Raw genomic sequence first — 25,925 nt, 5'->3', positions numbered from 1 at the left:
GCCTCACTCCGCCGCCTGTTGCGCCGCTGTTGCAGCACTGTCGTTGCCCGGTTGTCCGGCCGCACTTGCCGCCCGCGCAACACGCTTTTCGCGCCGCCCGACCAGATAATGCTGCACGGTGCCGACGATGCCCTTGGGGAAGAACAGCGTCACCGCGATGAACAGCCCACCCAGTGCAAACAGCCAGAATTCGGGGAAAGCGCCGGTGAAATAGCTCTTGCCGCCATTGACCAGCAGCGCGCCGATGATCGGCCCGATCAGCGTGCCGCGCCCGCCGACTGCGGTCCAAACCACCACCTCGATGGAGTTGGCGGGGGAGAATTCGCCGGGATTGATGATGCCCACCTGCGGCACGAACAGGGCACCGGCAATGCCCGCCATCATGGCCGAGACGACGAAGGTAAAGAGCTTGATGTTTTCCACCCGGAAACCGAGGAAGCGCACCCGGCTTTCGGCATCGCGCACGCCCACCAGCACTTTGCCGAATTTGGAATTGACGATGCCGGATGCAATCAGCAGCGAAAGCGCCAGCATCACGGCCGTCATCGCAAACAGCACGGCACGGGTGCCATCCGCCTGCACGGAAAAGCCGAGAATATCCTTGAAATCGGTGAGACCATTATTGCCGCCGAAACCCATGTCGTTGCGGAAGAAGGCAAGCAGCAGGGCGTAGGTCATGGCCTGCGTGATGATGGAGAGGTAAACGCCGTTAACGCGCGAGCGGAAGGCGAACCAGCCGAACACGAAGGCGAGCAGGCCGGGCACCACCAGCACCATCAGTGCTGCAAACCAGAACATGTCGAAGCCATGCCAGAACCACGGCAGTTCCTTCCAGTTGAGGAACACCATGAAGTCAGGCAGCACAGGATGGCCGTAAACACCACGCGTGCCGATCTGCCGCATCAGATACATGCCCATGGCATAACCGCCGAGCGCGAAGAAGGCGGCGTGGCCGAGCGAGAGAATGCCGCAATATCCCCAGACCAGATCAAGCGCCAGCGCCAGCAGCGCGTAGGCCAGATATTTGCCGAGCATCGACATGATGTAGGTCGGGATGCGGAACGCGCTGTCAGCCGGCAACAGCAGATTGGAGGCGGGCACCAGCACGGCGATGGCCAGGATGATGCCGATGGCGATGGAAATGCGCCGATCGAGCGCGCGCAGGAGGAAGCCGGTAATCATGCTTCGATCGCCCTTCCCTTGAGTGCGAAGAGACCACGCGGCCGCTTCTGGATGAACAGGATGATGAGAACGAGCACGAGGATCTTGCCGAGCACGGCGCCCACCGTCGGCTCAAGGAACTTGTTGAGCACGCCGAGCGACAGCGCACCCACGAGCGTTCCCCAGAGATTGCCGACCCCGCCGAACACCACCACCATGAAACTGTCGATGATGTAGCTCTGGCCGAGATTGGGCGAGACATTGTCGATCTGCGACAGCGCTACCCCGGCAAGGCCGGCAACGCCGGAACCGAGCGCGAAGGTGAAGGCATCCACCCAGGGCGTGCGGATGCCCATGGAAGAGGCCATGCGGCGGTTCTGGGTCACAGCGCGCATCTGCAAGCCGAAGGCGGAGCGCTTCAAAAGCACCAGCAGCGCGAAGAAGACGGAAAGCGAGAAGCAGACGATCCACACGCGGTTCCAGGTGAAATTGAGGTAACCGACGCTGAAGGAGCCGGACATCCAGCTCGGGCTGCCGACCTCACGGTTGGTCGGGCCGAAGATGGAACGCACGCCCTGTTGCAGGATCAGCGAGATACCCCAGGTGGCGAGCAGCGTTTCCAGCGGTCGCCCGTAGAGATAGCGGATGACGCCGCGCTCCATGATGAGGCCGACGCAGGCTGTGACCAGAAAGGCGGCCGGCAGGGCAATCGCCAGTGACCAGTCGAACAGGCCGGGGAAATGGCTACGGATCAGCTCCTGCACCATGAAGGTGGAGTAAGCGCCGATCATCACCATCTCGCCATGCGCCATATTGATGATGCCCATGACGCCGAAGGTGATGGCAAGACCGATGGCGGCGAGCAGCAGCACCGAGCCGAGCGACAGGCCGTACCAGACATTCTGTGCGTAATCCCAGAAGGCAAGGGAACTCTCGATGTTCGAAATCGCCTCGTCCACATCCGGCTTCAGGCTCGGATCAACCGTGGGCGTCGCCGCCATCAGAATGCTGATCGCATCGCGCCCGCCAAGCGCCTTGATGGTGGCGATCGCTTCTTTCTTCACCTCGAGGGGGCGGTCGGAAGAGAGCAGCGAGACAGCCCGCGCCTCCTCCATCCGCGTCCGCACCTCTTTGTCGGTTTCCTTGGATATGGCCGCTTCCAGCAATTCCAGATTTTCGGCGCTGGGGGCTTTCAGAACCGCATCGGCGGCGGAAAGCCGCACCGAGCGTTCCGGACTGAGCAACGTCAGGCCGCCCATCGCGGCGCGGATGACGCGACGCAGATTGTTGTTGACCCTGATCTTGGTAACCGCCGCCTTCGGCGCTTCGCCAGCGCTTTCGCCGGTCAGCGGATCGATGAGCGTGAAATTGGAACCCGACGGCTTGGTCATGAACACCAGATTGTCGGCCTTGCGCACGTAAAGATCGCCTGATGCAAAAGCCTCAAGCGCCGGCACCACCCGCGCGTCGCCGGTGGCAGCAATCTGGCCGATCAATGTTTCGGCCTGCTTGAAGTCGGCCGTGCCGAGCTGGTCTATCAGCGCCTTCGGATCGCTCTGCGCGAGGGACTGGGCGGCGATCCCCAGGGTGAGCCAGAAGAAGATGGCTCCGAGAAAAGATCGGATCGTCATGTCGGGTTCCTTGGAGCGGCGGTGTATTTTATCTGGCGATGAGTAAGTGGCTTACCCCCCTCTGCCCTGCCGGGCGTCTCCACCGCAAGGAGGGAGATCGGCAAGACGCGCCTGCGTCGCTCTGTCTCTACAGATGAGAAAGGGCGGAGCCTTGCCGCGAGTCGATCTCCCCACCTGTGGGGGAGATGCCCGACAGGGCAGAGGGGGCATGCTTGTTCAGTTTCGAATGATAAAACCGCCCCCAACGAGGGGGCGGAAACCACTAACCCCTATCAGCTACCCTTGCCGCCGCACTTGCCCGTGGCCACGTTGAAGTTGCCGCAGGACATCGGCTTGCGCCAATCCGAAATCAGATCCTTCGAGTCAGGCAGATAATCCGACCATTCGTCACCCACGACCTGTGGCGTCTGCTGCACGATTTCGAACTGCCCATCGGCCTGGATTTCACCGATCAGCACCGGCTTGGTGATGTGGTGGTTCGGCATGACGGTGGAGTAACCGCCAGAAAGGTTCGGCACGGAAACGCCGATGATGCTGTCAAGAACCGCGTCCGTATCGGTCGTACCTGCGGTTTCGACGGCCTTAACCCAGGCGTTGAAACCGATATAGGCGGCTTCCATCGGGTCGTTCGTCACGCGCTTGTCGTTCTTGGTAAACGCATGCCAGGTCTTGATGAATTCGGCGTTGACCTCGGTATCGACAGACTGGAAGTAGTTCCAGGCGGCAAGGTGGCCGACCAGCGGCGCGGTATCGAGACCGGCAAGCTCTTCTTCACCGACCGAGAAGGCGACGACCGGAATGTCCTCGGCCTTGATGCCCTGGTTCGCCAGCTCCTTGTAGAAGGGCACGTTGGCATCGCCGTTGATGGTGGAAACAACGGCGGTCTTCTTGCCGGCCGAGCCGAACTTCTTGATGTCGGACACGATCGTCTGCCAGTCGGACTGGCCGAACGGCGTGTAGTTGATCATGATGTCCTCTTCCTTGACGCCCTTCGACATCAGGTAGGCCTTCAGGATCTTGTTTGTGGTCTGCGGGTAGACATAGTCGGTACCTGCCAGAACCCAGCGCTCGACGCCTTCGGTCTTGGCGAGATAATCGACGGCCGGAATGGCCTGCTGGTTAGGCGCTGCACCGGTGTAGACGATGTTGCGGGAGGATTCTTCACCCTCATACTGCACCGGGTAGAACAGCAGGGAATTCAGCTCTTCGAAAACCGGCAGCACGGACTTGCGCGACGAAGATGTCCAGCAACCGAAAACGGCGGCGACCTTGTCCTGCGAAATCAGCTGGCGGGCCTTTTCGGCAAACAGCGGCCAGTCGGAGGCCGGGTCGACCACGACGGCTTCGAGCTTCTTGCCGAGAACGCCGCCCTTCTTGTTCTGCTCGTCGATGAGCATCAGCATGGCGTCCTTCAGCGTCGTCTCTGAAATCGCCATGGTGCCGGAAAGAGAATGCAGCACGCCTACCTTGATCGTATCGTCGGCGGCAAATGCGCCATGGAAGGCGGTGGTGGACATGATTGCGCCGAGCAGCGCGGCGCTAAGCGTCTTGCGGAATGTCATCGGAAGAACCCCTCTCCTTGTTTAGCCCTCACGGGGCTTCAGCGGCATCGTTGACCGCTGCTGGAAGGGACTATCGATCTCGCGGGCGAGAAACCGTATACGTCAATTGACGTAGGAGGGGTGGCGAAAGCTGCAGGGGGTGTTGGGGAGAGGGAAATCCCGGCCGGGGCAACCGATGTGAAACCTGGCGTTTCAACTTGCTTCTTCTCCGGCAGGCAAAACGAGAGCGGCAGCGGGTCGAGGGTGCGAGGTCGGAGACAGACTGAGAAGTCGTCCCTTCATCCAGCGCTCCGCGCCACCTTCTCCCCGGCAGGGGAGAAGAAACCATCAGCGACGCTTCACATCAGGCGTGCGGCTTGTCGTCCCGCTCTTCGTCACGGATCGCATCGTCATGATACCAGGAGCCGAAATCGACATGCGGCTGACGTGCCTCGCGCTCCAGATCGCTCAGCCCGATGTTACGGAACTTTGAGAGCCCCGCGCGTCCGCCGACCGGAAATTGAAAGATCGTTGCCGTTTCACGATGAAAGCCAGTTGCCATATCGAACATCTCACTTTGTTTGCATCGAAGCACTTTGGTTGTGAAGCAAACCCGTTAGCTCTGGTTTAGCTCCATCTGATTAAAAAAAAATCACGTTGCGGAAAATATAGGCATTAAATGGTCATTCAGCAAGAAAAACCATTCCGGAAGCGCCGGTTTTTGGGGCAAATGCCGATCCGTCGCTCGCAATCGAAAACATTGCACCGCAACAGGGCATTTTGAGCGATGCCACCCGCTATCTGTTAGGAATCACTGACGAAACATTAGGGTTCGATTTACCTGCCGCAGTGCAGCATGAGCGGTTAATGGCCATATCGGCCCCCTCGGCCCTGAGCATGCCTGAAAGATTTTTCGAAGGAATCGCAAAACATCGCCAATCTGGCACGCGGCATGCATCTATATGGCCAGCCCTTGAACGCGAATGTGCTTCCGGTGGCGAAAGCCACGGCAAGCCTCAAGGCTTCGCATTGTTACCTATGAGAGGTTCGTAATGACTAAGTTCAAACTCGAGTACATCTGGCTTGACGGTTATAAGCCGGTCCCCAACCTGCGCGGCAAGACACAGGTCAAGGAATTCGATGAATTCCCGACGCTCGAGCAGCTGCCGCTTTGGGGTTTTGATGGCTCGTCCACGCAGCAGGCCGAAGGCCACTCTTCGGATTGCGTGCTGAAGCCCGTCGCCATCTACCCCGATCCGGCCCGCACCAACGGCGTACTGGTCATGTGCGAAGTCATGATGCCTGACGGCGTCACCCCGCATGCATCGAACAGCCGCGCGACCATCCTCGACGACGAGGACGCATGGTTCGGCTTCGAACAGGAATATTTCTTCTACCAGGACGGCCGCCCGCTCGGCTTCCCCGAGCAGGGTTACCCGGCTCCGCAGGGTCCGTATTACACCGGCGTCGGCTTCAAGAACGTCGGCTCGGTTGCCCGCGAAATCGTTGAAGAACATCTCGACCTCTGCCTCGAAGCCGGCATCAACCACGAAGGCATCAATGCCGAAGTGGCCAAGGGCCAGTGGGAATTCCAGGTATTCGGCAAGGGCTCCAAGCGCGCCGCCGACCAGATCTGGATCGCCCGTTACCTGCTGCTGCGTCTTTGCGAACAGTACGGCATCGACGTCGAATTCCATTGCAAGCCGCTCGGCGATACCGACTGGAACGGTTCGGGCATGCATTGCAACTTCTCCACCAAGTTCATGCGTGAAGTTGGCGGCAAAGAGTATTTTGAAGCCCTCATGGCCGCTTTCGCCAAGAACTGGCAGGAGCACATCGACGTTTACGGTCCGGACAACCACCTGCGCCTGACCGGCAAGCACGAAACCGCTCCGTGGAACAAGTTCTCCTACGGCGTTGCCGACCGTGGCGCCTCGATCCGCGTTCCGCACTCCTTCGTCAACAACGGTTACCGTGGTTACCTCGAAGACCGTCGTCCGAACTCGCAGGGCTGCCCTTACCAGATCGCTTCCGTCGTTCTGAAGACGATTGCAGAAGTGCCGCTCGCAAAGTCGGCTGCTGCCTGATAACCCAAGACATGGCGTCGCCCGCAACCGGGCGACGCCATTTTTATGTCCACCGAACGGCCGGACCGGACACGCGACCTTTCGCCCTCTGCCCTGCGTGGAATATTCTTGCCTATGCGCAAACTCGAAGACGTTGCGTGGCTTTGACCAACCGCATCGGCTTTTCCGAAACCGCGACACGGTTTTCGGTCCGATGCTCTAAAGCAAGAAGGTGAGCGATGGGCATTCTCAAAAAATTCTCTCTCGAAAACCGCATCGCCATCATCACCGGCAGCGGCCGCGGTCTCGGTTTCGAAATCGCCAGGGCCTTTACCGAGGCTGGCGCCCATGTGTGGCTGACCGGCCGTAACGCCGAGGCGCTGGAACAGGCAGCAGGCACACTTCGGCAAGCCGGCGGAAAAGCCGATTATGCCGCTTTCGACATTGCCGACACCGCCGCCGGAACTGCCCTCGTCCACCGCATCATGGACGAATTCGGCCATCTCGATATCCTCGTCAACAATGTCGGCGCACGCGACCGCCGCCCGCTTTCCGAATTCAGCGACGAGGACGTGCTGGAGCTTATCCGCACCGACCTCACCTCCTCCGTCTCGCTGTCGCGAGATGCCGCGCAAGCCATGAATACCAACGGTTACGGCCGCATCATCACCATCACCTCCATTCTCGGCCACATCGTCAGGCCGGGCGATGCGATCTATCCCGTTGCCAAGCAGGGGCTGACCGGGCTGATGCGCGCAATCGCTGTCGAATATGGTGCGCGCGGCATCACCAGCAACGCCATTGCACCCGGCATGTTCGCCACGGAAACCAATGCGGCCCTTGCCGAAAACCCTGACATGGTCGCATTCGCCAAACTGCGCGTGCCGCTGGAACGCTGGGGCAGACCGGATGAAATCGCCGGTGCAGCCCTGTTTCTGGCCAGCGACGCGTCCTCCTTCGTCAACGGCCATGTGCTGACGGTGGATGGCGGCATGTCGGTGCGGCTGTGAGAATGGCAAAACACCTTTTGCGGAAAGGGGCTGGATCCTAGGCATGGCCGCACGGCAACGCATCATCCCCGTCAGGCGCGAATATAACCGCTGGGTCGCCAACCAGACGCTGGAAGATTATGCGCTGCGCTTCACCGCCAAAAGCGCCCGGCAATTTTCGTCCAACCGCATCTCCCACACCGCCATCGGCGCGATTTCCTTTCTGGCACTGGAAGCCATCGGCGGCGCGATCACGCTGTCATACGGCACCACCAACGCCTTTTACGCCATCATCGTCGCGGCCATTGCCATGCTTGCCGTCGGCCTGCCGATCAGCCGTTACGCCATCCGCCATGGCGTCGATATCGACCTCCTGACACGCGGCGCGAGCTTCGGTTACATCGGCTCCACCATCACCTCGCTGATCTACGCCGCCTTCACCTTCATGCTCTTCGCCATAGAGGCGTCGATCATGTCCGGCGCGCTGGAGCTGGCGCTCGGCATTCCGCTCTGGATCGGCTACATCATCTCCGCCGTCATGGTCATTCCGCTCGTCACGCATGGCGTGCGCCTCATCAGCCGTTTCCAGATCATCACCCAGCCCTTCTGGATCGTGCTGAACGTATTGCCCTTCATCTTCATCGCTTTGATGGACTGGGAAAAATACGATCTGTGGCGAGCCTTTTCCGGCATTCATCACGCCTCCGGTCCGCCGGGCACCGTGGCCCATTTCAATCTGGTGGAATTCGGCGCGGCGTCTGCCGTCATCCTCGCGCTGATGTCGCAGATCGGCGAACAGGTGGATTTCCTGCGCTTCCTGCCCGCCGAGGGACAGAGCCGTCTGCGCCATCGCATCGCGGTCTTTCTGGCCGGTGCTGGCTGGGTCGTCGTCGGCGTGCCGAAGCTGCTGGCCGGTTCCTTCCTCGTGGTCTTGACCTTCAGTTCCGGCGTCTCGGTGGACCGCGCCGCCGATCCGGCCCAGATGTACCTGACCGCCTTCGGCTACATGATCCCCAACCATACGGCGGCCATGCTACTGATGGTCGCCTTCGTGGTGGTCTCGCAGCTGAAGATCAACGTCATGAACGCCTATGCGGGCTCGCTCGCCTGGTCCAACTTCTTTTCCCGCCTCACCCACAGCCATCCCGGCCGCGTGGTCTGGCTGGTCTTCAACGTGGTGATCGCGCTGCTGTTGATGGAACTCGGCATCTATCGCCTGCTGGAAGAAACACTCGGCATTTTTTCCATCGTCGCCATGGCCTGGCTCTGCACCATCTCGGCCGATCTGTTCATCAACAAGCCACTCGGCCTTGCCCCACCGGGCATCGAGTTCAAGCGCGCCCATCTCTACGATATCAATCCCGTCGGCGTCGGCTCCATGGCGCTTTCGGCCACGATTGCGCTGATGGCGCATTTCGGCACCTTCGGCGCACTCGCTGCCTCGCTTGCGCCCTATCTCACCCTCATCGTCGCCTTCATCGCCTCGCCGCTGATCGCGTGGGGCACGAAGGGCAAATTCTATCTGGCCCGCAAGCCGCGCCAGAAATGGCGCGAGCTGAGCGCCATCACCTGCTCCATCTGCGAACACCCGTTCGAGCCGGAAGACATGGCATGGTGTCCGGCCTATGCGGCGCCGATCTGTTCGCTCTGCTGCTCGCTGGACAGCCGCTGCCATGACATGTGCAAGCCGAAGGCCAAGCTCAACTATCAGGTCGCGACGGTCGCAAAATCTTTCCTGCCCCACCAACTGGTTGCAAAACTCGCCACAAGGCTCGGACGTTATGGCATGGCGGCGGCCATCGCCGTCACCGCCATTGGCGGCATATTGGCGCTCATCGCCCATCAGGTCGGCACCGCCTCGCCGGCAACGGCTGACGTGGTCAACCGCACCATCCTCATCGTATTTTTCGTCTTTGCCGTCATTGCCGGCATCGTCTGCTGGTTTCTGGTTCTTGCCCATGACAGCCGGGTGGTTGCGGAAGAGGAATCCTCACGCCAGAACACGCTGCTGTTGAAGGAAATCGCCGCACACAAGAAGACTGACGCCGCCCTTCAGGACGCCAAGGAAACGGCTGAGGCCGCCAACCGCGCCAAGAGCCGCTACGTGGTCGGCCTCAGCCACGAATTGCGCACGCCGCTCAACGCTGTTTTGGGCTACGCCCAGATCCTCGAACGCGATGAGACCATTCCCGCGCCGCGGCAATCGGCCATCAAGGTCATTCGCCGTTCCGCCGACCATCTCTCCGGCCTGATTGACGGGCTTCTGGATATCTCCAAGATCGAGGCTGGCCGCCTGCAGGTCTATTCCAACGAGATCAATATTCAGGATTTCCTCGACCAGATCGTTGATATGTTCCGCCCGCAGGCGCAGGCCAAGGGTCTGGAATTCCGGCATGAACGCGCCCATTCCCTGCCGCAATATGTCCGCACGGATGAAAAGCGTCTGCGCCAGATCCTCGTCAACCTGCTCTCCAACGCCATCAAGTTCACCGACGAGGGCAGCGTCACCTTCGATGTCGCCTATCGCAGCCAGGTGGCGAGCTTCACGGTGTCGGATACCGGGCGCGGCATTGCCGAAAAAGATCTTGCCCGCATCTACGAGCCTTTCCAGCGCGGCGAGGCCGAAAGCGTGCGCCCCATGCCGGGCCTTGGCCTCGGCCTCACCATCACGAGGCTTCTGACCAACACACTGGGCGGCGAGATTTCCGTCTCCAGCGAAAAGGACAACGGCTCCACCTTCCGCGTCCGTCTCATGCTGTCGGCCGTGCACCGGCCAAGTACCGCACCTGCGCCGGAAAAAACCATTCGCTCCTATTCCGGCCCACGCCGCACCATCGTGGTGGTTGATGATAACGAAGATCACCGCGAGCTGATGCGGCAGGTGCTTTCGCCGCTCGATTTCGTGGTGCTGACCGCCCAGAGCGGACCGGAATGCCTGACACTCATCGAAGGCGTGCAGCCCGACCTCTTCCTCATCGATATTTCCATGCCCGGCATGTCCGGCTGGCAGCTTGTGACGAAGTTGCGTGAAGCAGGGCAGACGGCTCCGCTCATCATGCTCTCGGCCAATATCGGTGACGGCACCGTAGCGGGTGCCGGAGAAGACAATCACAACGACGCCATCGCCAAGCCGGTCGATATCCGCCACCTGTGCGACAGGCTTGCGGTGCATCTCGGCCTGAAATGGATTTACGATACCGACCTTCCCCCGGCACCCATCCCCCAGCCGCCGGCGCAGATCGTTCATCCCGGCGCGATTCATATCAAGGATTTGCAGAGGCTCGGCGAAATAGGCTACATACGCGGCATAGAGGCAAAACTCGCAGATCTCGCCCGCAACGCGAACAACCTGCCCTTCACGCAAGAGCTTGGCACCTATGTGCAGGCCTTCGATCTGGCCGGTTACGCCCATTTTCTAAAGCGGTTTGAAGAGAACGACAGGGGAGACGGCAAGGCATGAGCGGGCAAGGCACAGCACTGCCGAGAGACATTGTATTGCTGGTGGATGACAGCCCGGAAGCGCTGGGGTTCCTCACCGATGCGCTGGAACAGTCAGGCTTTTCGGCGCTGATCGCCACATCCGGTCAGGCCGCGCTCAACATTGCCGAACGCATCACGCCCGATATCATCCTGCTCGATGCGGTCATGCCGGCCATGGACGGTTTCGAAACCTGCCGCCGCCTGAAGGCCAACGCCGCCGTGGCCCAGGTGCCTGTCATCTTCATGACCGGGCTGACGGAGACCGAACATGTGGTGCGGGCGCTCGAATCCGGCGGTGTCGACTATCTGACCAAGCCGATCAACATCGATGAGCTGCGCGCCCGCATCCGTGTGCATCTCTCCAATGCCCGCTCGGCGCAGAGCGCCCGCGTGGCGCTTGATGCCGCCGGACGCCACCTGCTTGCCGTGCGCGCCAACGGCGCGATCCACTGGTCCACACCACAGGCAACCCGGCTGGTCAACGCCGCCACCGGCCGCGATGATGGGCTGGAGATTGTCGTTGCCCATATTTCCGGCTGGCTGGCCGACAGGACAACGGTGGATGCCGCCCGCGATGCACCGCTGACGATCACCGAGGCCGGGCGGCCCGCTTTGCAGCTATCCTTCCTCGGCGCAATGGGACCGGACGAATATCTCTTCCGTCTGACAGCCGCCAACGAGAAATCCGACGACCACCTGCTAAAGGACCACTTTGCCCTGACAACGCGGGAATCGGAAGTTCTGCTCTGGATTGCCAAAGGCAAATCCAACCGCGATATCGGCGATATTCTCGGCCTTTCCGCCAGAACCGTAAACAAACATCTGGAACAGATTTACGTCAAACTCGGTGTCGAAAACCGCGCCTCCGCCGCCGTCAAGGCCGCGCATATTTTGCATCAGGGGTGACGGCTGCATCTGATGTGACACGGCTGGAAAAACATATATTTTCCGCTTAAGCGTAGAGCATCGACTTATTCGCCGAGCGAGTGCAGCATATTTCTTCTCCCCTCGAGGAAAAGAAACAAGCGGCAACGCCGCAATCCAAGCCCCCCAAAAAAACATCATCTTCCATCCAACCCAAACCCCGCGCAGGGAGGTTCCCATGGACCATTTCATTATTCTTTCCGGCTGCTCCGGCGGCGGCAAATCAACCCTGCTTGCCGAGCTTGCTCACCGTGGTTTCGCGACCGTCGAGGAACCGGGGCGGCGCATCGTTACTGAGGAAACGAGAAATAACGGCACCGCCCTCCCCTGGATCGACCTGGAAGCCTTTGCCCGCCGGGCGATCGCCATGGCGCTGGAGGACCGGCAAAAGGCGCCAGCGGAAGGCCTCGTCTTCTTCGACCGCGGCCTGATCGACGCCGCCTCAGCACTTCACCATATAAGCGGCGATGGATTCATCGAAACGCTGCGGCGCACGCACCGCTACAACCCGCTGGTCTTCCTCACCCCGCCCTGGCCGGAGATCTACCGGGGCGACAGCGAGCGCAAGCATGGTTTCGAGGTGGCAGTGGAGGAATATCAACGCCTGATGCACGACTATGCCCGTCTGGATTATGAGACGATTGTGCTGCCGAAAGCACCCGTCACGGAACGTGCCGATATTGTGCTGGAGAGGCTGGCGGCTGAAGCTGGCTGAAGGCGCGATCGGAGCCAAGTGTTTCGAGCCTTTCCCATCACCGTCATTCCGTCTTTAAGACGGAATCCGTCTGACGTGCGGCTCGGAAAGTGTTTTAGCCCAAGGACTTGGGCTGGCTGGGTGCTGACGCCGAAAATGCCCCGCACCAGAAAGCAGAAAGCCCGGTCTTGCGACCGGGCCTCCATATTGCAGTCCAGTAAGACTTACGTCCCCTGCTGGATGTAGGTGAACTTGCCGTCCGGGCCCTTCTTCCACTCGTACATGACGTAACCGGGAAGCTTCGGGTCGCCCTTCTCGTCGAAGGAGATGTCGCCAAGCGCGGTCGGGAAGGTGCCCTTCTTCAGAGCTTCGGCAACCTTTTCCGGCTCAACGGAACCGGCAGCCTTGGCAGCACCGGCAATCGCCTGCAGGGCGGCGTAGGAGTAGAGCGTGTAGGCTTCCGGGTTGAAGCCGGCGGCCTTGAACTTCTCTACCAGTTCCTTGTTTTCAGGACGCAGCGTCGGATCGGGACCGAAGGTGTTCAGCGTGCCTTCGACGGCGTCGCCGGCGATGGAGGCAAGTTCGTTCGAAACGATACCGTCGCCCGAGATGAGCTTCGCCTTCAGACCCTGGTCAGCCGACTGGCGGATGATCAGACCGGCTTCGGTGTGCAGGCCACCCCAGTAGATAACGGAAACGCCGGCTTCCTTCATCTTGGAGATCAGTGCGGAGAAGTCCTTGTCGCCGACATTGACGCCTTCATACATGGCTTCCGTCAGGCCGGCCGCATTGGCTGCCTTCTTGGTTTCGTCGGCAAGGCCCTGACCATAGGGGGTCTTGTCGTGAATGATGGCGATCTTGGCGTCCTTGTAGTGGTCGGCCAGATATTTGCCGGCAATGCCACCCTGCTGGTCGTCACGACCGCAGGTGCGGAAGGTGTTCCACAGGCCACGCTCGGTGAAAACAGGGTTGGTCGCAGCAGGCGTTACTTCGAGAATGCCGTTTTCGGCATAAACTTCGGAAGCCGGAATGGAGACGCCGGAGTTGAAGTGACCGACGACGAACTTCACGCCATCAGCAACGAATTTGTTGGCAACCGATATACCCTGCTTCGGGTCGGAAACGTCATCGCCGAGAACGATCTTGATCTGCTCGCCGTTGATGCCGCCTGCAGCATTGATATCCTTCGCAGCCTGTTCAGCACCCTTCTGAAGCTGAGCGCCAAATGCGGCGTTCGGGCCTGTCAGCGGGCCGCCGACAGCGATCACGATATCGGCCCAGGCCGAACCGCTGAAGGCGACCATGGCGGTCAGCGCAACGGCGGAAAGAAGAGACTTCTTCATTACTATACTCCCAGTTCCTTTGGATGGGTTGACTACCAGGACCTGTTCAGTACCCACCTTAACCGAACAGGAAACGTTCCACTCACGCGAGTATCGTGCAGCCGGAGGAATCCGGCTGTCAATCTTTCTTTTTATATGAAAATGCCGACGTCCGATCGTAGAGCCAATAGTAGTTATTGACCATCTGGCTCGTCCTGCGCATGCGGAAACCGATGCTGGAAAAAGCCAGAAGAAGAACGACGTCAAACACGTAGTAGAAGCCGTTGATGAACGGCCCGTTGAAAAGCGCGAAATGCAGAAACCGCATCACGAGCCCCAAAGCCAGCGTATAGACCACCACACGCGGGAAATCGCCCCAGCCATCGGCGACGGATCTGCCCGTGCGCCACGCCGTCCAGAAACCAAGAAGAACAACCAGTGCGCGCAGAATATAACGCACGCCGCTATCGGTCTCGAATAAAAGGCCCTGCATCTTCTTTCCCCATCAGCGCCGGGATGCAAATGTCCGGCCCTGCCTTGTTTGTCGTCCCGCCGTTTTTCCGGCAGGCATTTTATTGTTTGCCACCGGCCATTTCCCCTTCGAAAACGGCCGGCGGCGGTTCGTTATCTTGCGCCGCAAAATTTCCGGCGCAAGTAAAATCTTTCAGTGCCGGCCGCCTTCGAGATAGGCCGCGCGTACCTGCGGATCAGCCAGCAATTCCCTGCCCGAACCGCTCATCGTCACCTTGCCGTTGACCATCACATAGGCGCGGTCGGAAAGCTTCAGTGCCGCAAAGGCGTTCTGTTCAACGAGGAAGACGGTCAGGCCCTCTTCCTTATTGAGCTTCTTGATGGCCTCGAAGATGCCCTTGACGATCAGCGGGGCAAGGCCCAGCGACGGTTCGTCGAGAAGCAGCAGTTTCGGCCGTGCCATCAGCGCGCGGCCGATGGAGAGCATCTGCTGCTCGCCGCCGGAAAGCGTACCGCCACGCTGGCTCTGACGTTCTTTCAGCCGCGGGAACATGACGAAAATCTTCTCGACGTCCTCTTTGAAATATTTGAGGTTGTCGAGATTGGCGCCCATCTGCAGGTTTTCCAGCACCGTCATGCGCGGGAAAATCCGGCGGCCCTCGGGTGACTGGGCAATGCGCTTGCGGGCGATAAGGTGCGTCGGCAGGCGGGTAATGTCTTCGCCGTCGAACGTCACCTGGCCAGTGCGCGCCTGCGGGCTGCCGCAGATGGTCATCATCAGTGTCGATTTGCCGGCGCCGTTGGCGCCGATAAGGCTGACGATCTCGCCCTTGTTGACCTCGACATCGACACCGGCCAAGGCCCGGATGTTACCGTAGTAGGTTTCGACACCCTGTACTTTGAGAAGCGGTTCACCGGACATCAGGCCACTCCTCCGTCGAGTTCTTCCGCAATCACGTCTTCCACTTCATCATCCTCGACACCCAGATAGGCGGCGATGACCTTCGGGTCGTTCTTCACATGGTCCGGCGAACCGTCGGAAATCTTCTGGCCGTATTCGAGAACCACGACGTGATCGGAAATCTGCATCACCACCGACATGTCGTGCTCGATCAGAAGCAGCGACGTGCCTTCGTCGCGGATACCGCGCAGCAGCGCATTGAGCGCCAGCGATTCCTTCGGGTTGAGACCCGCCGCCGGTTCATCGAGGCACAGAAGTTCCGGCCCCGTGCACATTGCGCGGGCAATTTCCAGACGGCGCTGCGCGCCATAGGGCAGATCGCCGGCCGGGTCGTCGGCGCGGTCGGTCAGATCGGCCTTGTCCAGCCAGTATTTGGCCTTATCGATCGAACTGTTGACCGCCCTCTTGTAGGCGGGCAGGCCGAGAAGACCGAGAATGGTGTAGCCCGATGCCTTCATAAGCGCATTGTGCTGCGCCACCAGCAGGTTTTCCAGAACCGTCAGACCCGAAAACAGGCGGATGTTCTGGAAGGTACGCGCCACCTTCGCCTTCTTGGTGATCTCGAAATCCGGCAGGCGCTCCAGAAGATGCGCCTCGCCGTTTTGCTGACGCATGGTGATCATGCCCATCGTCGGCTTGTAGAAGCCGGTGATGCAGTTGAAAACAGTGGTCTTTCCAGCACCGTTCGGGCCGATCAGCGCCGTGATCTCGCCACGCTTCGCCTCGAAGGAGAAGTCATTGATGGCCATCAGGCCGCCAAACCGCATCGAGAGATGTTCGACCTTGAGGATCGTATCGCCAGTTAGATTGGGTGTCATGTTTGTCGTTCCGGAAGCCATCAACCGTGACCTTCCTTGGTAAAGCTGCCGGAGACGGCCTTGCGTTCCCTGAGGAAGGCCGTCGGTTCTCGTGAGCCGACAAAGCCGCGCGGCTTGAACAGCATGACGATGACCATGGCGAGACCGAACAGCAGCATGCGGTAGAGTTCCGGCGTGAAATCAGGCCCGAAGACATGCTTCAGGAATTCCATTTCGCGCAGCAGCTCCGTGCCGCCGACCATGACGAGGGCGGCAATGGCGATGCCCGTGAGCGAACCCATGCCGCCGAGAACGACAATGGCAAGGATGACGGCCGATTCCAGGAAGACGAAGCTTTCCGGCGATACGAAACCCTGACGGGCGGCGAAGAACGAGCCGGCGAAACCGCCAAACATCGCGCCTGTCGCAAAAGCGGTAAGCTTGGTGATGACGGTATCGATGCCGAGCGAGCGGCAGGCGATTTCGTCTTCACGCAGAGCTTCCCACGCCCGGCCGATCGGCATGCGGCGCAGCTTGATGGTGACGTAAGCCGTCAGCATGCACAGAAGCAGGATCACGTAGAACAGGAAGATCTTGTAATAGGCCGACGACATCGTCAGGCCGAAGGCCTTGGCGAAATTGTTCGGCGCGCCGACATCGAAGGACCAGATGCCGAAGATAGACGCCTTGGCGATGCCGGAAATGCCGAAGGTGCCCTTGGTCACATCCGTCCAGTTCAACAGCACGAGACGGATGATTTCACCGAAGGCGAGCGTGACGATGGCAAGATAGTCGCCACGAAGTCTGAGCACCGGGAAGCCGAGAATGATGCCCCAGAAGCCCGCGAGAATGCCGGCCACCGGCAGAAGCACCCAGAAGGACAGGCCGAGATGGCTTGACAGCAGCGCGTAGGAATAGGCGCCCACCGCATAGAAGGCCACATAACCGAGATCGAGCAGGCCCGCGAGGCCAACGACGATGTTGAGGCCCCACGCCAGCATCACATAGATCAGGATCTGGATGCCGAAATTGTCGACGAATTTCAGCGAGCCCTGAAAACCGAACAGCTGCACGGCGACGACGGGATAAAGCAGCAGCAGGACAAGCGCGAGCTTCAGGAAGTGCTTGTGGAAAAAGCCTTTTTCCTCGGAGATTTCCAGAATGCCGCTTTTGGCCTTGGCAAGCTTGCGGCGATCCATCGACGGCCGGATGAAGCCGACCATCAGGAAACGGCCGATGGCGGCGACGCCGACGAAGATCGACAGAAGACCCCAGCGGGTGCCCCAGATAAGCTGGTTGTTGATATCCTGATAGGTGACGATACCGACGTAAAGAATGAACATGCCGAGCGAGACGATGCCCGCAAAGATGCCTTCCTTCACCGCCGTTGCCATCAGGCTCGGGCTGGAAGTGTCGTTTTCGGAAGCGATATTGGTCATGGGATCACACCTTCTCGACTTCCGGACGACCGAGAATACCGGTCGGCTTGAAGATCAGCACGAAAGCCAGGATGCCGAATGCCGCGACGTCCTTGTAGGCAATGGAGAAATAGGCGGACCAGAGAGATTCGATGAGGCCGATCAGGAGACCGCCGAGAACGGCACCCGGAAGCGAACCGATACCGCCGAGAACCGCTGCGGTAAACGCCTTGACACCCGGAATGAAGCCATCGTTGAACGATGCGACACCGTAATACATCAGATACATCGTACCGGCGACCGCCGCGAGTGCGGCACCCATGATGAAGGTGATCGAGATCGTCTTGTCGACATCCACACCCAGAAGGGCCGCCATCTTGCGGTCCTGTTCCGTGGCGCGCTGCGCCCGGCCGAGCGGAGTCTTGTTGACGATGTACCAGAAGGCGAACAGCAGCACCGACGTCACCGCCATGATGATGAACTGCTTCAGCGAGACGGTGATGGAGCCGAAATGGTAGCTTTCCGTCACCATTGACGGGATCGGCTTGTTACGCGGACCCTGTGTCACCTGGATGAAGTTGGACAGCGCGATCGACATGCCGATGGCGGTGATCAGCGGCGCAAGGCGGAACGAGCCCCTGAGCGGACGGTAGGCCACGCGCTCGATCACCCAGTTCCACAGGCCGGTCATCAGCATGGCGACGACCATCATCAAAATCAGAAGAAGCGCCACCGGAATACCGGCAAAAAACGATGTTGCGATCAGAAAAACGATCAGCGCGGCGAAACCGCCAAGCATGAAAATATCGCCATGGGCGAAGTTGATCATGCCGATGATGCCGTAGACCATCGTATAGCCAATTGCGATGAGGCCGTAGATCGATCCAAGAGTCAGCCCGTTGATGAGCTGCTGGATAAAATACTCCATGTCTTTCCCCTGGGCATGACCTCTAATGAGCCACGCCTCGTTTATGTTAATTATAGGGGGAACCTTTTCGATTAGCCCCCACCTGCAAAATGCATATCGTGTTCGCTAAAAATGTGAAGTCAAAAACGGGCGATCCTGCACAAAATTTGGAATTTCCACATTCGTTGCCGTTTTCCCGATCAGAATAGCCAGGATTTCGGCAGTAAGTGCTAAAAAATTGGCGTTCGAATGCTTATTTCAGTGTTGCCTGACGCATTGTTTGACGGGTGGCGGGCAAAAGAGTAGCGAAATAGAGGGGTAAAGGATCCCCGGCACGAAATGGCAACGGCAACAAGATGATCGACATATTGACGAAAGCGGCGCTGGACGCCGGGCAGGCAATCATGGCGGTCCATCGCGCCGGGCCACACGTATCGTACAAGGACGATTGCTCACCCGTGACCGAGGCAGACCAGCGGGCGGAGGTGATCATTCTGCAGGCACTGGCTGCGCATTTTCCCGAAATCCCGGTCATTGCCGAAGAAGCGGTCTCGAACGGCATTCTGCCGGAGACAGGCACGGAATTTTTTCTGGTCGATCCGCTGGATGGGACCAAGGAATTCATTTCCGGCAAGGATGATTTCACCGTCAATATCGCCCTGATCAGAAACGGCGTGCCGGTTGCAGGCGTGGTTTACGCCCCCTGCCGCGGCCAGGCCTGGACCGGCAAAGACGACAGCGCCGAAAAGCTCGCAATATCAGGCGAAGGCGCGATCCTCGCGCGCCACCCCATCCGGGCACGCCAGCGCGGCGCCTCCCCCGTGGCGCTGATCAGCCGCTCGCACTGTACCGCGAAAACGGAAGCCTTCGTGGCCGAACACGGCCTGAAAGACTGCATTTCCGTTGGTTCCTCACTGAAATTCTGCATGCTGGCGGAAGGTGCTGCCGATATCTATCCCCGCTTCAGCCGCACCATGATGTGGGATACGGCGGCAGGCGACGCCGTACTGCGCGCCGCCGGTGGCAGAACGCTGGATTGCGAGGGCCGGCTGCTTGCCTATGAGGTGAGAGGCGATGGTGAAGATGCACTCGCCAACCCGGATTTCATTGCCGAGGGCGCAATGGCAGCGACGGTGGAAATTGCGACATAAGCCTGCGAGGAGACCGCTAGACCTCCTTCGGTGATCAGGCGTTTTTGGGCGTTCGCTTCGGTGTCTGCGGCTTACCCCCCCTCTGCCCTGCCGGGCATCTCCCCCACAGGTGGGGAGATCGACTCGTGGCAAGGTCTTGCAGATCTCAATGTTTGAGAATGAAGCGACGGTAAAGCCGCTTGCCGATCTCCACCCTTGTGGGGGAGATGCCCGGCAGGGCAGAGGGGGGTGAAGCCGCAGGCACCTGAGGCCCCTTGCCAACTCATGCCATCTCCGCAACCACGGAACGCACTCCCCACCGAAGCCGCAAAAATAATTTCATCCCCGCTCATCCCCGCCCCGCCGCGCCGCATCACAATCGCCAGCGAACAGCCACCGAGCGCGGAAGAGACATCATGACTGAACAGACGGCGAGACTTAGGCTTCCTTATATCCTGCCCTCGCAGGCACAGAAACACGTCACCCACAACGAGGCGCTGCAGCGGCTGGACGCGATCGTCCAGCTGGTCGTCAAGGACGTGGTCGCCGCCCCGCCCAACAATGCGCCGGAGGGAGACTGCTTCCTGCTCTCGCTTGACGCGGCTGGTGACTGGGCGGGCAAGGGCGGGAAGCTTGCCTTCCGGCAGGACGGTGCATGGCTGCTGATAGCGCCGCAGTCCGGCTGGACGGCATGGTTTGCCAGCGAGGGTAAACATCGCGTCCTGCGAGACAGCGCATGGCGGGACGTGCCGCTGCCTGCCGCAGCGACCGTCGAAAGGCTTGGCATTGGCACACAGGCCGATGCTACCAACCGTCTGGCACTTGCCGCCCCCGCCAGCCTCTTCACCCACACAGAAGAGAACGGCAACCACCGCATGGCGATCAACAAGGCGGCAAAGGCCGATACCGCCTCGCTGCTGTTCCAGTCCGGCTGGAGCGGCCGGGCGGAAATGGGCCTTGCAGGCCATGACGGTTTTTCGATCAAGACCAGCGCCGACGGCATCTCCTGGCACACGGCCCTTTTGTGCAGCGGCGACGGCAGGGTCACGATGCCGAACCGGCCCGTGGTTCTGGCCAGCCTGCCTTCGGGCACGACGAGGCCGGCCAACGGCTCGGCTTCGGGGTTTTCAATGCTCTTCATCGATGAGGGTGGTTTCGTTCTCGGCGACGCGGTCGGCACAGGCGGCGGAAGGGAACTCGTCGTTCCCGTGAAAGGTCTCTATCTGGCCACCCTGTCGCTTGCTGTGGTGTCCTCATCCGGGCACCGGGTTTCGCTTGCCGTCAACGGCGCGGCTGGCGGCCTCACTGTAGCGGGCAACGCCTCCAATGCCGGCACCTCGCAGTCGACGACCCTTATCCTCTCCCTCAATGCCGGCGATCGCCTGCGGCTGTTGCATGAGGGAACCGCGGAATTCGCCCACGGCAGCGGGAAAACGTGCCTTTCGCTTGCGGCGCTGTGAGGAAAACAACCGATGGACGATAAAAAACACGATTTTTGGAAAAATTTTTTCCCGACAAAATAAGGCGACTCGAACAGATCGGGCGAAACCGTTCAAATTCTTAATAAATTGTCACGAACTGCTTAGGCAATTTTTAAAGGTACGGGGCTAAAGTTCCCGTCATATGGTCTTGAGTTTGTATAGAGTGTCCAATGACCGAAATGATACGCCCACGAGTTAAATATGTCATCGGCCCCGATGGCAGCCCTCTGACGATTGCGGATCTTCCGCCGTCAAATACCCGTCGATGGGTTATTCGCAGAAAGGCAGAGGTCGTCGCCGCCGTGCGCGGAGGACTGCTGAGCCTTGAGGAAGCCTGCGAGCGTTATACGCTCACCGTCGAAGAATTCCTGTCCTGGCAGTCGTCGATTGCCGATCATGGCCTTGCCGGCCTGCGCACCACGCGCATTCAGCAATATCGCCACTAAACCAGTGCGCCGGCGCGGCAACGCGCCCAAACCGAACTTCCAAAACGCCCCGTCGCATCGACGGGGCTTTCGGTTTGATTTTGGATTTCCCCTGAAAATTGCCAGACACAGCCGGTGACTGTCACCGGTTTGTGTCCACTGCGTTCGCTATCCCGCTGTTTCAATTCAGGCGCAGGCCGTTACAGTGGAAAAAACGAAAAGCAATGCGAAGGCAGAGATCATGGATATTAAGACAACCGAAACCGGATCGCGCGGCGAATATTCGGCAACCATCGACGGCCACAAGGCCGAGATGACCTATTCGCGCACCTCCCCTTCCCTCATCATCATCGATCATACCGGCGTGCCCGATGCACTGCGGGGCAAGGGTGTCGGCCAGGCGCTCGCCGCCCATGCCATCGATGAAGCGCGCAAGGGCGGCTGGAAAATCATTCCGCTCTGCCCCTTCTTCAAGGCTCAGACGCTACGCCACCCTGACTGGGCAGATGTTATCAAGGGGTAACCAGCCAGACGGGCTGAGGCTCGGGACAAAACCTCAAGTTTGTTTTTTAGCGAAAGCGGAGCCCACACGCTCCGTCACCCCGGCCAAGAGCCGGGGTCCAGCCAGCGCAAATCCTTGAGCTTAAGGGAATCTTCCGCCGCGCAGACGCGCGTCGGCTGGATGCCGGATCAGGCCCGGCATGTCGACGGATAGGTTTCAGGCTGCCAGCAATCACGCCACCTTCAGCGGCGGTGTTCCTGCATGTATGCTCCTTCGAACTTCGGCCCGAAATTCCGGCGTATCCTCGGCGCCATGCACTGCCACGGCATGTTGAACCGCCGCTTCCATGAGCTCCTCCGGCGTATCGGCTGAGATGGCGATCGAGCATTTGCTGTCGCTCGGGAATTCGCGGCAATCGATATATTGGCGGGCCATTTGTTTCCTCCCCGCTTCTGGCCCACCCGCGTCCGCGCAGGGCGCGCGTGGGACAAGCCTCCGGCTCTTGGTCGGAACTTCACCAAATTACGCCTTTCCCTGGCCCCGGACAATCGAAAACGCAGGGATTCCCTCCATCCCTGCCCCGCAAGAAACCGACCGGGCAAGGCGCTGCGGTGCGCCAAAGCAAAAGGCCGCCAACGAGGGGCGGCCTTCCAGAAAAAAGCATGGGCATCCCGTCATTGAAAGCCGCCTCCTGATCCACCGGCAGCCGTCAATGAGGACGATCCTTATATGATCTTGCGCCAATACCTAGGCGCGGGCGCGGATCGCTCCGTCGCGGTTTTCCAGTGCCGCCGCCTTTTCATATTCGGCCTGCACCTCTTCCAGAGAAGCCTCTGCGGCTTCCTGCTGGGTCTTCAGCTCCCGGATCGAGACCTGAAGATTGTCCGCACGCTGACGCGCGGCCTTGGCGAAGGTCGGATATGCGAAGTGGGTCGGATCGGTAATGCCGGACTTGCTCTCTTCCAGCGATATCTGATGCACCAGTTCCTTTGCCATCCGCTCAAACTCGGACATCATCTGCTGCAACTGGCTAAGTTGCCGGCGTTTTTCATTAACCTGAAATTCTTTCAGGCGAACCAGGCTGTCACGCGACTTCATACGCAATACTCCATGGATAGCGAGACCCGGATCAAAAAGGCACTATGCCCCCTCGATCGGCCCGTTTAACCCGCCCGCTCAACCGGCCCGGTTAACCCGTTGTGCCGGAATGATTCCCAAAAGTTACCCGGCGTTAATAAAAAAACGCCGCCGTTAACCTTTCGTTTACGGGCATCGTTAATGATAAACACGATCATTTAAGGGTCGGTAAATGCCAGGTCCAAAAAAACGGGCCCGACGATGTAAGAGTCGATTGAATCACTTAGCGAGATATCCTCACGTTAAGCTTCAATTTTGGCGATGGTGGATTCACGTGCAAAAACAGCGAAATGCCAACTTTGCTTAATAAATTCGATACACCTTGCCAAAGGCAATTAGAATTTGTTAACCATTTGGTGGCAGCCTGCAAATCAGGCAACGTCTGGATCCGCATCGCGCGAGGCAATGATTTACCAATCTGCGGGCGGCAAAGGGGATAATTATGCGGGTTCTACTTATTGAAGACGACAGCGCAACAGCGCAGAGCATCGAACTGATGCTCAAGTCGGAAAGTTTTAACGTCTACACGACCGACCTCGGCGAGGAAGGCGTGGACCTCGGTAAACTCTACGATTACGACATTATTCTTCTCGATCTCAACCTGCCCGACATGTCGGGTTACGAGGTCTTGAGAACCTTGCGCCTTTCCAAGGTCAAGACACCCATCCTCATCCTCTCCGGCATGGCCGGTATCGAGGACAAGGTTCGTGGTCTCGGCTTCGGCGCAGACGACTACATGACGAAGCCGTTCCACAAGGACGAGCTTGTTGCCCGTATTCACGCAATCGTCCGCCGTTCCAAGGGCCATGCGCAATCGGTCATCTCCACCGGCGAGCTGATCGTCAATCTCGATGCCAAGACGGTTGAAGTGGGCGGCCAGCGCGTTCACCTGACCGGCAAGGAATATCAGATGCTTGAGCTGCTTTCGCTGCGCAAGGGCACGACGCTGACCAAGGAAATGTTCCTGAACCACCTTTATGGCGGCATGGACGAACCGGAACTGAAGATCATCGACGTCTTCATCTGCAAGCTGCGCAAGAAGCTCGCAAATGCCGCAGGCGGCGCAAACTACATCGAAACCGTCTGGGGCCGCGGTTATGTCCTGCGCGAGCCTGATGGAGCCACGGAATTTCTCGAAACCGCCTGATCCCCTTCAGGATATGGCAGTTTTTAAAAGACCCGCTGGCGACAGCGGGTTTTTTGTTGCGATTTCACGATTGGATAGTGCCATGGACCATTCTATCCCCACCCTCAGAACGGAACGCCTGATTTTGCGCCCGCAGATCATGGCGGATTTCCCCGCCTATAGAGACTTTATGGCGTCAACCCGCTCCATCGGCGTCGGCGGACCATATGACCTGCCGTCAACCTGGGGCGTTTTTTGTCACGATCTCGCCAACTGGCATTTTTTCGGCCACGGGGCGCTGATGATCGAACTTGGCGAAACCGGGCAATGTATCGGCCAGGTCGGCATCAATCACGGCCCGCTATTTCCCGAAAAGGAACTGGGCTGGCTGCTTTATGGCGGCCAGGAAGGCCACGGTTATGCTGCGGAAGCGGCCTCTGCACTGCGCGACTGGGCATTCGAGACCCTGAAATTGCAGACGCTGGTCAGCTATGTCTCGCCGCGCAACAGCAAATCCGCAGCGGTTGCACAGCGCCTCGGCGGTGTTATCGACCCATCGGCACCACGGTCTGATCCCGAAGACCTTGCCTATCGGTATCATCCGCAAAAAGTCGCCTGAAGGATCGGGACGTCGCGCAACGGTTCATCGAGACGTCCCGAACACCTGTCTTAATGCATTTCCACGTTCAGGAAGCCGACAATCGCCTCCGCGATCTGCCGGTGGATGGCCAGGCGGTCCCTGCCCCCGCCGTCACGGCAGACGAAACCTTCCCCCGGTGAAAGCTCCTCGACGATTTTTTCGCCGTTTGGCTTGCATGTCTGCATGAAGCTGAAATGGCTGGCGTCCGGTATTTCGCGATAAACCGTGGTCGCCTTTGGCAGATTGCGGGCGATATATTCCGAATCGGCCTTGATGGCGGCAATCTCGGGCGTTTCCACACCGGCGGCCAGAACCAGAACCGGTACATCGACACGTTTCAGCGTTTCCGGCAGGAAACCGGCAGCCGGGCCAGCGTCGAGCGCAATCACCGCGCGGATGCGAGCATCGCGCAAATCCATCGAAAGGCGTGGATCGGCCTTGCCACCGTTAACGATTCCGACCTTGGCCAGCAACCGTGGTGCCTTGCATTGCGGCAGAACCTTCTCCGCATTGCAGTCTTTTAGCGCGAGATCGGCGCTGTAGCGGGCGCCAGTCAGCTCCATGGCGGTCCAGCCTCCGAGAGAATGGCCGATGACCGCGATGCGTGCCCTGTCGATTTTTCCAGCGAGTTGATCGTTATCGAGCAACGCCGTCAACGTTCGGCTGATGTCGCGCGGGCGTTCCCATAACGGCACGATCTCCATCGCATTCTCTTCAGTGAATGATTCGCCCGCGTGATCCGGCGCGGCCACGATATAACCCTGCTGAACAAGCTCACCGGCGATCCAGTTCAGATTGCGCCAGCTTCCGCCAAATCCGTGTGACAGCAACACCAAAGGACGGGAACCGGCCAGAAACGACGCATCAGGTTGAACCTCGAGACCATAAAAGGCAGCGTTTTCGCCCACTGTCTCAGTTTTTCCCGATGGTGCGGACGGATACCACAATGACAGGTTCAGCAGTCGCGTGCCCGAATCATCGGGCAATTCCAGCTGTCTGAAACCAATGGCGTTCTCCGCCATCACGGGCGCAGCGGTGGAGAGGATGGCGATGGCGACCACAAGAAAATAGCGCATGTGAAGCTCCAAAAATTGATCTTGGATCAACCCTTGGTTCAAACCG

The 25,925-nt window shown here is 59.4% G+C and carries 24 protein-coding genes; 11 read left to right on the top strand and 13 right to left on the bottom strand.

The window, feature by feature from the left end; genetic code table 11:
• Positions 1–3: 3 nt before the first annotated feature.
• The 4 genes from urtC to AB4Z23_RS08505 form a co-directional block, all read right to left on the bottom strand.
• The gene (gene urtC, locus AB4Z23_RS08520; protein ID WP_003513919.1) at positions 4–1,182 is read right to left on the bottom strand and encodes an urea ABC transporter permease subunit UrtC; all 1,179 of its coding nucleotides are present in this window, start codon (positions 1,180–1,182) and stop codon (positions 4–6) included.
• Complete coding sequence (gene urtB / locus AB4Z23_RS08515; protein WP_441360058.1) at positions 1,179–2,792, bottom strand: urea ABC transporter permease subunit UrtB; 1,614 nt, start codon at positions 2,790–2,792, stop codon at positions 1,179–1,181. Before urtB ends, urtC begins: the two co-directional genes overlap by 4 nt.
• A 272-nt stretch (positions 2,793–3,064) precedes the next feature.
• A complete protein-coding gene (urtA, locus tag AB4Z23_RS08510) occupies positions 3,065–4,354 on the bottom strand; it encodes an urea ABC transporter substrate-binding protein (protein ID WP_003513924.1) in 1,290 nt (429 codons plus the stop codon).
• Between the two features lie 343 nt (positions 4,355–4,697).
• Positions 4,698–4,904, bottom strand: a complete 207-nt coding sequence (locus AB4Z23_RS08505) for a DUF2735 domain-containing protein (protein WP_003513926.1) — start codon at positions 4,902–4,904, stop codon at positions 4,698–4,700.
• A 481-nt stretch (positions 4,905–5,385) separates the two neighbouring features.
• On the opposite strand from AB4Z23_RS08505, the gene AB4Z23_RS08500 reads away from it, so the two are divergent.
• The 5 genes from AB4Z23_RS08500 to AB4Z23_RS08480 all read left to right on the top strand — a co-directional run bounded on the left by AB4Z23_RS08500 (position 5,386) and on the right by AB4Z23_RS08480 (position 12,507).
• Entirely contained in the window at positions 5,386–6,420 is a 1,035-nt protein-coding gene (locus AB4Z23_RS08500) for a glutamine synthetase beta-grasp domain-containing protein (RefSeq protein WP_003510168.1), read from the top strand.
• A gap of 218 nt (positions 6,421–6,638) precedes the next feature.
• On the top strand, positions 6,639–7,409 hold the full coding sequence (locus AB4Z23_RS08495) for an SDR family oxidoreductase (protein WP_080835762.1): 771 nt from the start codon (positions 6,639–6,641) through the stop codon (positions 7,407–7,409).
• 43 nt (positions 7,410–7,452) lie between these two features.
• Positions 7,453–10,848, top strand: coding sequence for a hybrid sensor histidine kinase/response regulator (locus AB4Z23_RS08490; protein WP_421477375.1), 3,396 nt, complete (start codon positions 7,453–7,455; stop codon positions 10,846–10,848).
• Complete coding sequence (locus AB4Z23_RS08485; RefSeq protein ID WP_441360057.1) at positions 10,845–11,774, top strand: response regulator; 930 nt, start codon at positions 10,845–10,847, stop codon at positions 11,772–11,774. Before AB4Z23_RS08490 ends, AB4Z23_RS08485 begins: the two co-directional genes overlap by 4 nt.
• Positions 11,775–11,970: 196 nt before the next feature.
• A complete protein-coding gene (locus AB4Z23_RS08480; protein WP_421477379.1) occupies positions 11,971–12,507 on the top strand; it encodes an AAA family ATPase in 537 nt (178 codons plus the stop codon).
• A 203-nt stretch (positions 12,508–12,710) separates the two neighbouring features.
• Here AB4Z23_RS08480 and AB4Z23_RS08475 read toward each other — a convergent pair whose 3' ends face one another.
• From AB4Z23_RS08475 to AB4Z23_RS08450, 6 genes are all read right to left on the bottom strand, one after another.
• Complete coding sequence (locus tag AB4Z23_RS08475) at positions 12,711–13,829, bottom strand: branched-chain amino acid ABC transporter substrate-binding protein (protein ID WP_003513936.1); 1,119 nt, start codon at positions 13,827–13,829, stop codon at positions 12,711–12,713.
• 118 nt (positions 13,830–13,947) lie between these two features.
• Positions 13,948–14,301: a DUF6867 family protein gene (locus AB4Z23_RS08470; protein WP_065658669.1), complete on the bottom strand. Its 354-nt coding sequence runs from the start codon at positions 14,299–14,301 to the stop codon at positions 13,948–13,950.
• 171 nt (positions 14,302–14,472) lie between these two features.
• The gene (locus AB4Z23_RS08465; protein WP_080797839.1) at positions 14,473–15,201 is read right to left on the bottom strand and encodes an ABC transporter ATP-binding protein; all 729 of its coding nucleotides are present in this window, start codon (positions 15,199–15,201) and stop codon (positions 14,473–14,475) included.
• Positions 15,201–16,079 (bottom strand): ABC transporter ATP-binding protein, encoded by an 879-nt coding sequence (locus AB4Z23_RS08460; protein WP_019565106.1) that lies wholly within the window; start codon positions 16,077–16,079, stop codon positions 15,201–15,203. Before AB4Z23_RS08460 ends, AB4Z23_RS08465 begins: the two co-directional genes overlap by 1 nt.
• Positions 16,079–17,431, bottom strand: coding sequence for a high-affinity branched-chain amino acid ABC transporter permease LivM (gene livM, locus AB4Z23_RS08455; RefSeq protein WP_370647612.1), 1,353 nt, complete (start codon positions 17,429–17,431; stop codon positions 16,079–16,081). The genes AB4Z23_RS08460 and livM overlap by 1 nt, the downstream gene beginning before the upstream one ends.
• Before the next feature lie 49 nt (positions 17,432–17,480).
• On the bottom strand, positions 17,481–18,383 hold the full coding sequence (locus AB4Z23_RS08450; RefSeq protein ID WP_013636726.1) for a branched-chain amino acid ABC transporter permease: 903 nt from the start codon (positions 18,381–18,383) through the stop codon (positions 17,481–17,483).
• A gap of 335 nt (positions 18,384–18,718) precedes the next feature.
• On the opposite strand from AB4Z23_RS08450, the gene cysQ reads away from it, so the two are divergent.
• The 4 genes from cysQ to AB4Z23_RS08430 all read left to right on the top strand — a co-directional run bounded on the left by cysQ (position 18,719) and on the right by AB4Z23_RS08430 (position 21,921).
• On the top strand, positions 18,719–19,513 hold the full coding sequence (cysQ, locus tag AB4Z23_RS08445; RefSeq protein WP_421477382.1) for a 3'(2'),5'-bisphosphate nucleotidase CysQ: 795 nt from the start codon (positions 18,719–18,721) through the stop codon (positions 19,511–19,513).
• A gap of 395 nt (positions 19,514–19,908) precedes the next feature.
• Positions 19,909–20,952 carry a DUF2793 domain-containing protein gene (locus tag AB4Z23_RS08440; protein ID WP_421477384.1) on the top strand — a complete coding sequence of 348 codons (1,044 nt, stop codon included), beginning with the start codon at positions 19,909–19,911 and terminating at the stop codon, positions 20,950–20,952.
• Between the two features lie 191 nt (positions 20,953–21,143).
• Positions 21,144–21,419, top strand: coding sequence for a CtrA inhibitor SciP (gene sciP, locus AB4Z23_RS08435; protein ID WP_003513963.1), 276 nt, complete (start codon positions 21,144–21,146; stop codon positions 21,417–21,419).
• A 220-nt stretch (positions 21,420–21,639) separates the two neighbouring features.
• Positions 21,640–21,921, top strand: coding sequence for a GNAT family N-acetyltransferase (locus tag AB4Z23_RS08430; protein ID WP_003513965.1), 282 nt, complete (start codon positions 21,640–21,642; stop codon positions 21,919–21,921).
• A 210-nt stretch (positions 21,922–22,131) separates the two neighbouring features.
• On the opposite strand, the gene AB4Z23_RS08425 is transcribed toward AB4Z23_RS08430, so the two are convergent.
• Both AB4Z23_RS08425 and AB4Z23_RS08420 read right to left on the bottom strand, forming a co-directional pair.
• Positions 22,132–22,335, bottom strand: coding sequence for a DUF1059 domain-containing protein (locus tag AB4Z23_RS08425; protein WP_003513967.1), 204 nt, complete (start codon positions 22,333–22,335; stop codon positions 22,132–22,134).
• 312 nt (positions 22,336–22,647) lie between these two features.
• Positions 22,648–22,998 (bottom strand): flagellar export protein FliJ, encoded by a 351-nt coding sequence (locus AB4Z23_RS08420; RefSeq protein WP_013636730.1) that lies wholly within the window; start codon positions 22,996–22,998, stop codon positions 22,648–22,650.
• A 481-nt stretch (positions 22,999–23,479) separates the two neighbouring features.
• Between AB4Z23_RS08420 and ctrA the strand changes: the two genes are divergently transcribed.
• On the top strand, positions 23,480–24,184 hold the full coding sequence (gene ctrA / locus AB4Z23_RS08415; RefSeq protein ID WP_003491823.1) for a response regulator transcription factor CtrA: 705 nt from the start codon (positions 23,480–23,482) through the stop codon (positions 24,182–24,184).
• Positions 24,185–24,266: 82 nt separating this feature from the next.
• The gene (locus tag AB4Z23_RS08410; protein ID WP_111784155.1) at positions 24,267–24,782 is read left to right on the top strand and encodes a GNAT family N-acetyltransferase; all 516 of its coding nucleotides are present in this window, start codon (positions 24,267–24,269) and stop codon (positions 24,780–24,782) included.
• A 50-nt stretch (positions 24,783–24,832) separates the two neighbouring features.
• Here AB4Z23_RS08410 and AB4Z23_RS08405 read toward each other — a convergent pair whose 3' ends face one another.
• Positions 24,833–25,879: an alpha/beta hydrolase family protein gene (locus AB4Z23_RS08405; protein ID WP_441360056.1), complete on the bottom strand. Its 1,047-nt coding sequence runs from the start codon at positions 25,877–25,879 to the stop codon at positions 24,833–24,835.
• Between the last annotated feature and the right edge of the window lie 46 nt (positions 25,880–25,925).

The organism is Agrobacterium sp. MCAB5, from assembly GCF_052114365.1.
Classification (GTDB): domain Bacteria; phylum Pseudomonadota; class Alphaproteobacteria; order Rhizobiales; family Rhizobiaceae; genus Agrobacterium; species Agrobacterium tumefaciens.
This window is presented reverse-complemented; position numbering and strand designations above follow the sequence as displayed.

Excerpts from the sequence above, each read along its gene's own strand:
- urtC (WP_003513919.1), bottom strand. The coding sequence starts at position 1,182 with ATGATTACCGGCTTCCTCCTGCGCGCGCTCGATCGGCGCATTTCCATC.
- urtB (WP_441360058.1), bottom strand. The coding sequence starts at position 2,792 with ATGACGATCCGATCTTTTCTCGGAGCCATCTTCTTCTGGCTCACCCTG.
- urtA (WP_003513924.1), bottom strand. The coding sequence starts at position 4,354 with ATGACATTCCGCAAGACGCTTAGCGCCGCGCTGCTCGGCGCAATCATG.
- AB4Z23_RS08505 (WP_003513926.1), bottom strand. The coding sequence starts at position 4,904 with ATGTTCGATATGGCAACTGGCTTTCATCGTGAAACGGCAACGATCTTT.
- AB4Z23_RS08500 (WP_003510168.1), top strand. The coding sequence starts at position 5,386 with ATGACTAAGTTCAAACTCGAGTACATCTGGCTTGACGGTTATAAGCCG.
- AB4Z23_RS08495 (WP_080835762.1), top strand. The coding sequence starts at position 6,639 with ATGGGCATTCTCAAAAAATTCTCTCTCGAAAACCGCATCGCCATCATC.
- AB4Z23_RS08490 (WP_421477375.1), top strand. The coding sequence starts at position 7,453 with ATGGCCGCACGGCAACGCATCATCCCCGTCAGGCGCGAATATAACCGC.
- AB4Z23_RS08485 (WP_441360057.1), top strand. The coding sequence starts at position 10,845 with ATGAGCGGGCAAGGCACAGCACTGCCGAGAGACATTGTATTGCTGGTG.
- AB4Z23_RS08480 (WP_421477379.1), top strand. The coding sequence starts at position 11,971 with ATGGACCATTTCATTATTCTTTCCGGCTGCTCCGGCGGCGGCAAATCA.
- AB4Z23_RS08475 (WP_003513936.1), bottom strand. The coding sequence starts at position 13,829 with ATGAAGAAGTCTCTTCTTTCCGCCGTTGCGCTGACCGCCATGGTCGCC.
- AB4Z23_RS08470 (WP_065658669.1), bottom strand. The coding sequence starts at position 14,301 with ATGCAGGGCCTTTTATTCGAGACCGATAGCGGCGTGCGTTATATTCTG.
- AB4Z23_RS08465 (WP_080797839.1), bottom strand. The coding sequence starts at position 15,201 with ATGTCCGGTGAACCGCTTCTCAAAGTACAGGGTGTCGAAACCTACTAC.
- AB4Z23_RS08460 (WP_019565106.1), bottom strand. The coding sequence starts at position 16,079 with ATGGCTTCCGGAACGACAAACATGACACCCAATCTAACTGGCGATACG.
- livM (WP_370647612.1), bottom strand. The coding sequence starts at position 17,431 with ATGGCAACGGCGGTGAAGGAAGGCATCTTTGCGGGCATCGTCTCGCTC.
- AB4Z23_RS08450 (WP_013636726.1), bottom strand. The coding sequence starts at position 18,383 with ATGGAGTATTTTATCCAGCAGCTCATCAACGGGCTGACTCTTGGATCG.
- cysQ (WP_421477382.1), top strand. The coding sequence starts at position 18,719 with ATGATCGACATATTGACGAAAGCGGCGCTGGACGCCGGGCAGGCAATC.
- AB4Z23_RS08440 (WP_421477384.1), top strand. The coding sequence starts at position 19,909 with ATGACTGAACAGACGGCGAGACTTAGGCTTCCTTATATCCTGCCCTCG.
- sciP (WP_003513963.1), top strand. The coding sequence starts at position 21,144 with ATGACCGAAATGATACGCCCACGAGTTAAATATGTCATCGGCCCCGAT.
- AB4Z23_RS08430 (WP_003513965.1), top strand. The coding sequence starts at position 21,640 with ATGGATATTAAGACAACCGAAACCGGATCGCGCGGCGAATATTCGGCA.
- AB4Z23_RS08425 (WP_003513967.1), bottom strand. The coding sequence starts at position 22,335 with ATGGCCCGCCAATATATCGATTGCCGCGAATTCCCGAGCGACAGCAAA.
- AB4Z23_RS08420 (WP_013636730.1), bottom strand. The coding sequence starts at position 22,998 with ATGAAGTCGCGTGACAGCCTGGTTCGCCTGAAAGAATTTCAGGTTAAT.
- ctrA (WP_003491823.1), top strand. The coding sequence starts at position 23,480 with ATGCGGGTTCTACTTATTGAAGACGACAGCGCAACAGCGCAGAGCATC.
- AB4Z23_RS08410 (WP_111784155.1), top strand. The coding sequence starts at position 24,267 with ATGGACCATTCTATCCCCACCCTCAGAACGGAACGCCTGATTTTGCGC.
- AB4Z23_RS08405 (WP_441360056.1), bottom strand. The coding sequence starts at position 25,879 with ATGCGCTATTTTCTTGTGGTCGCCATCGCCATCCTCTCCACCGCTGCG.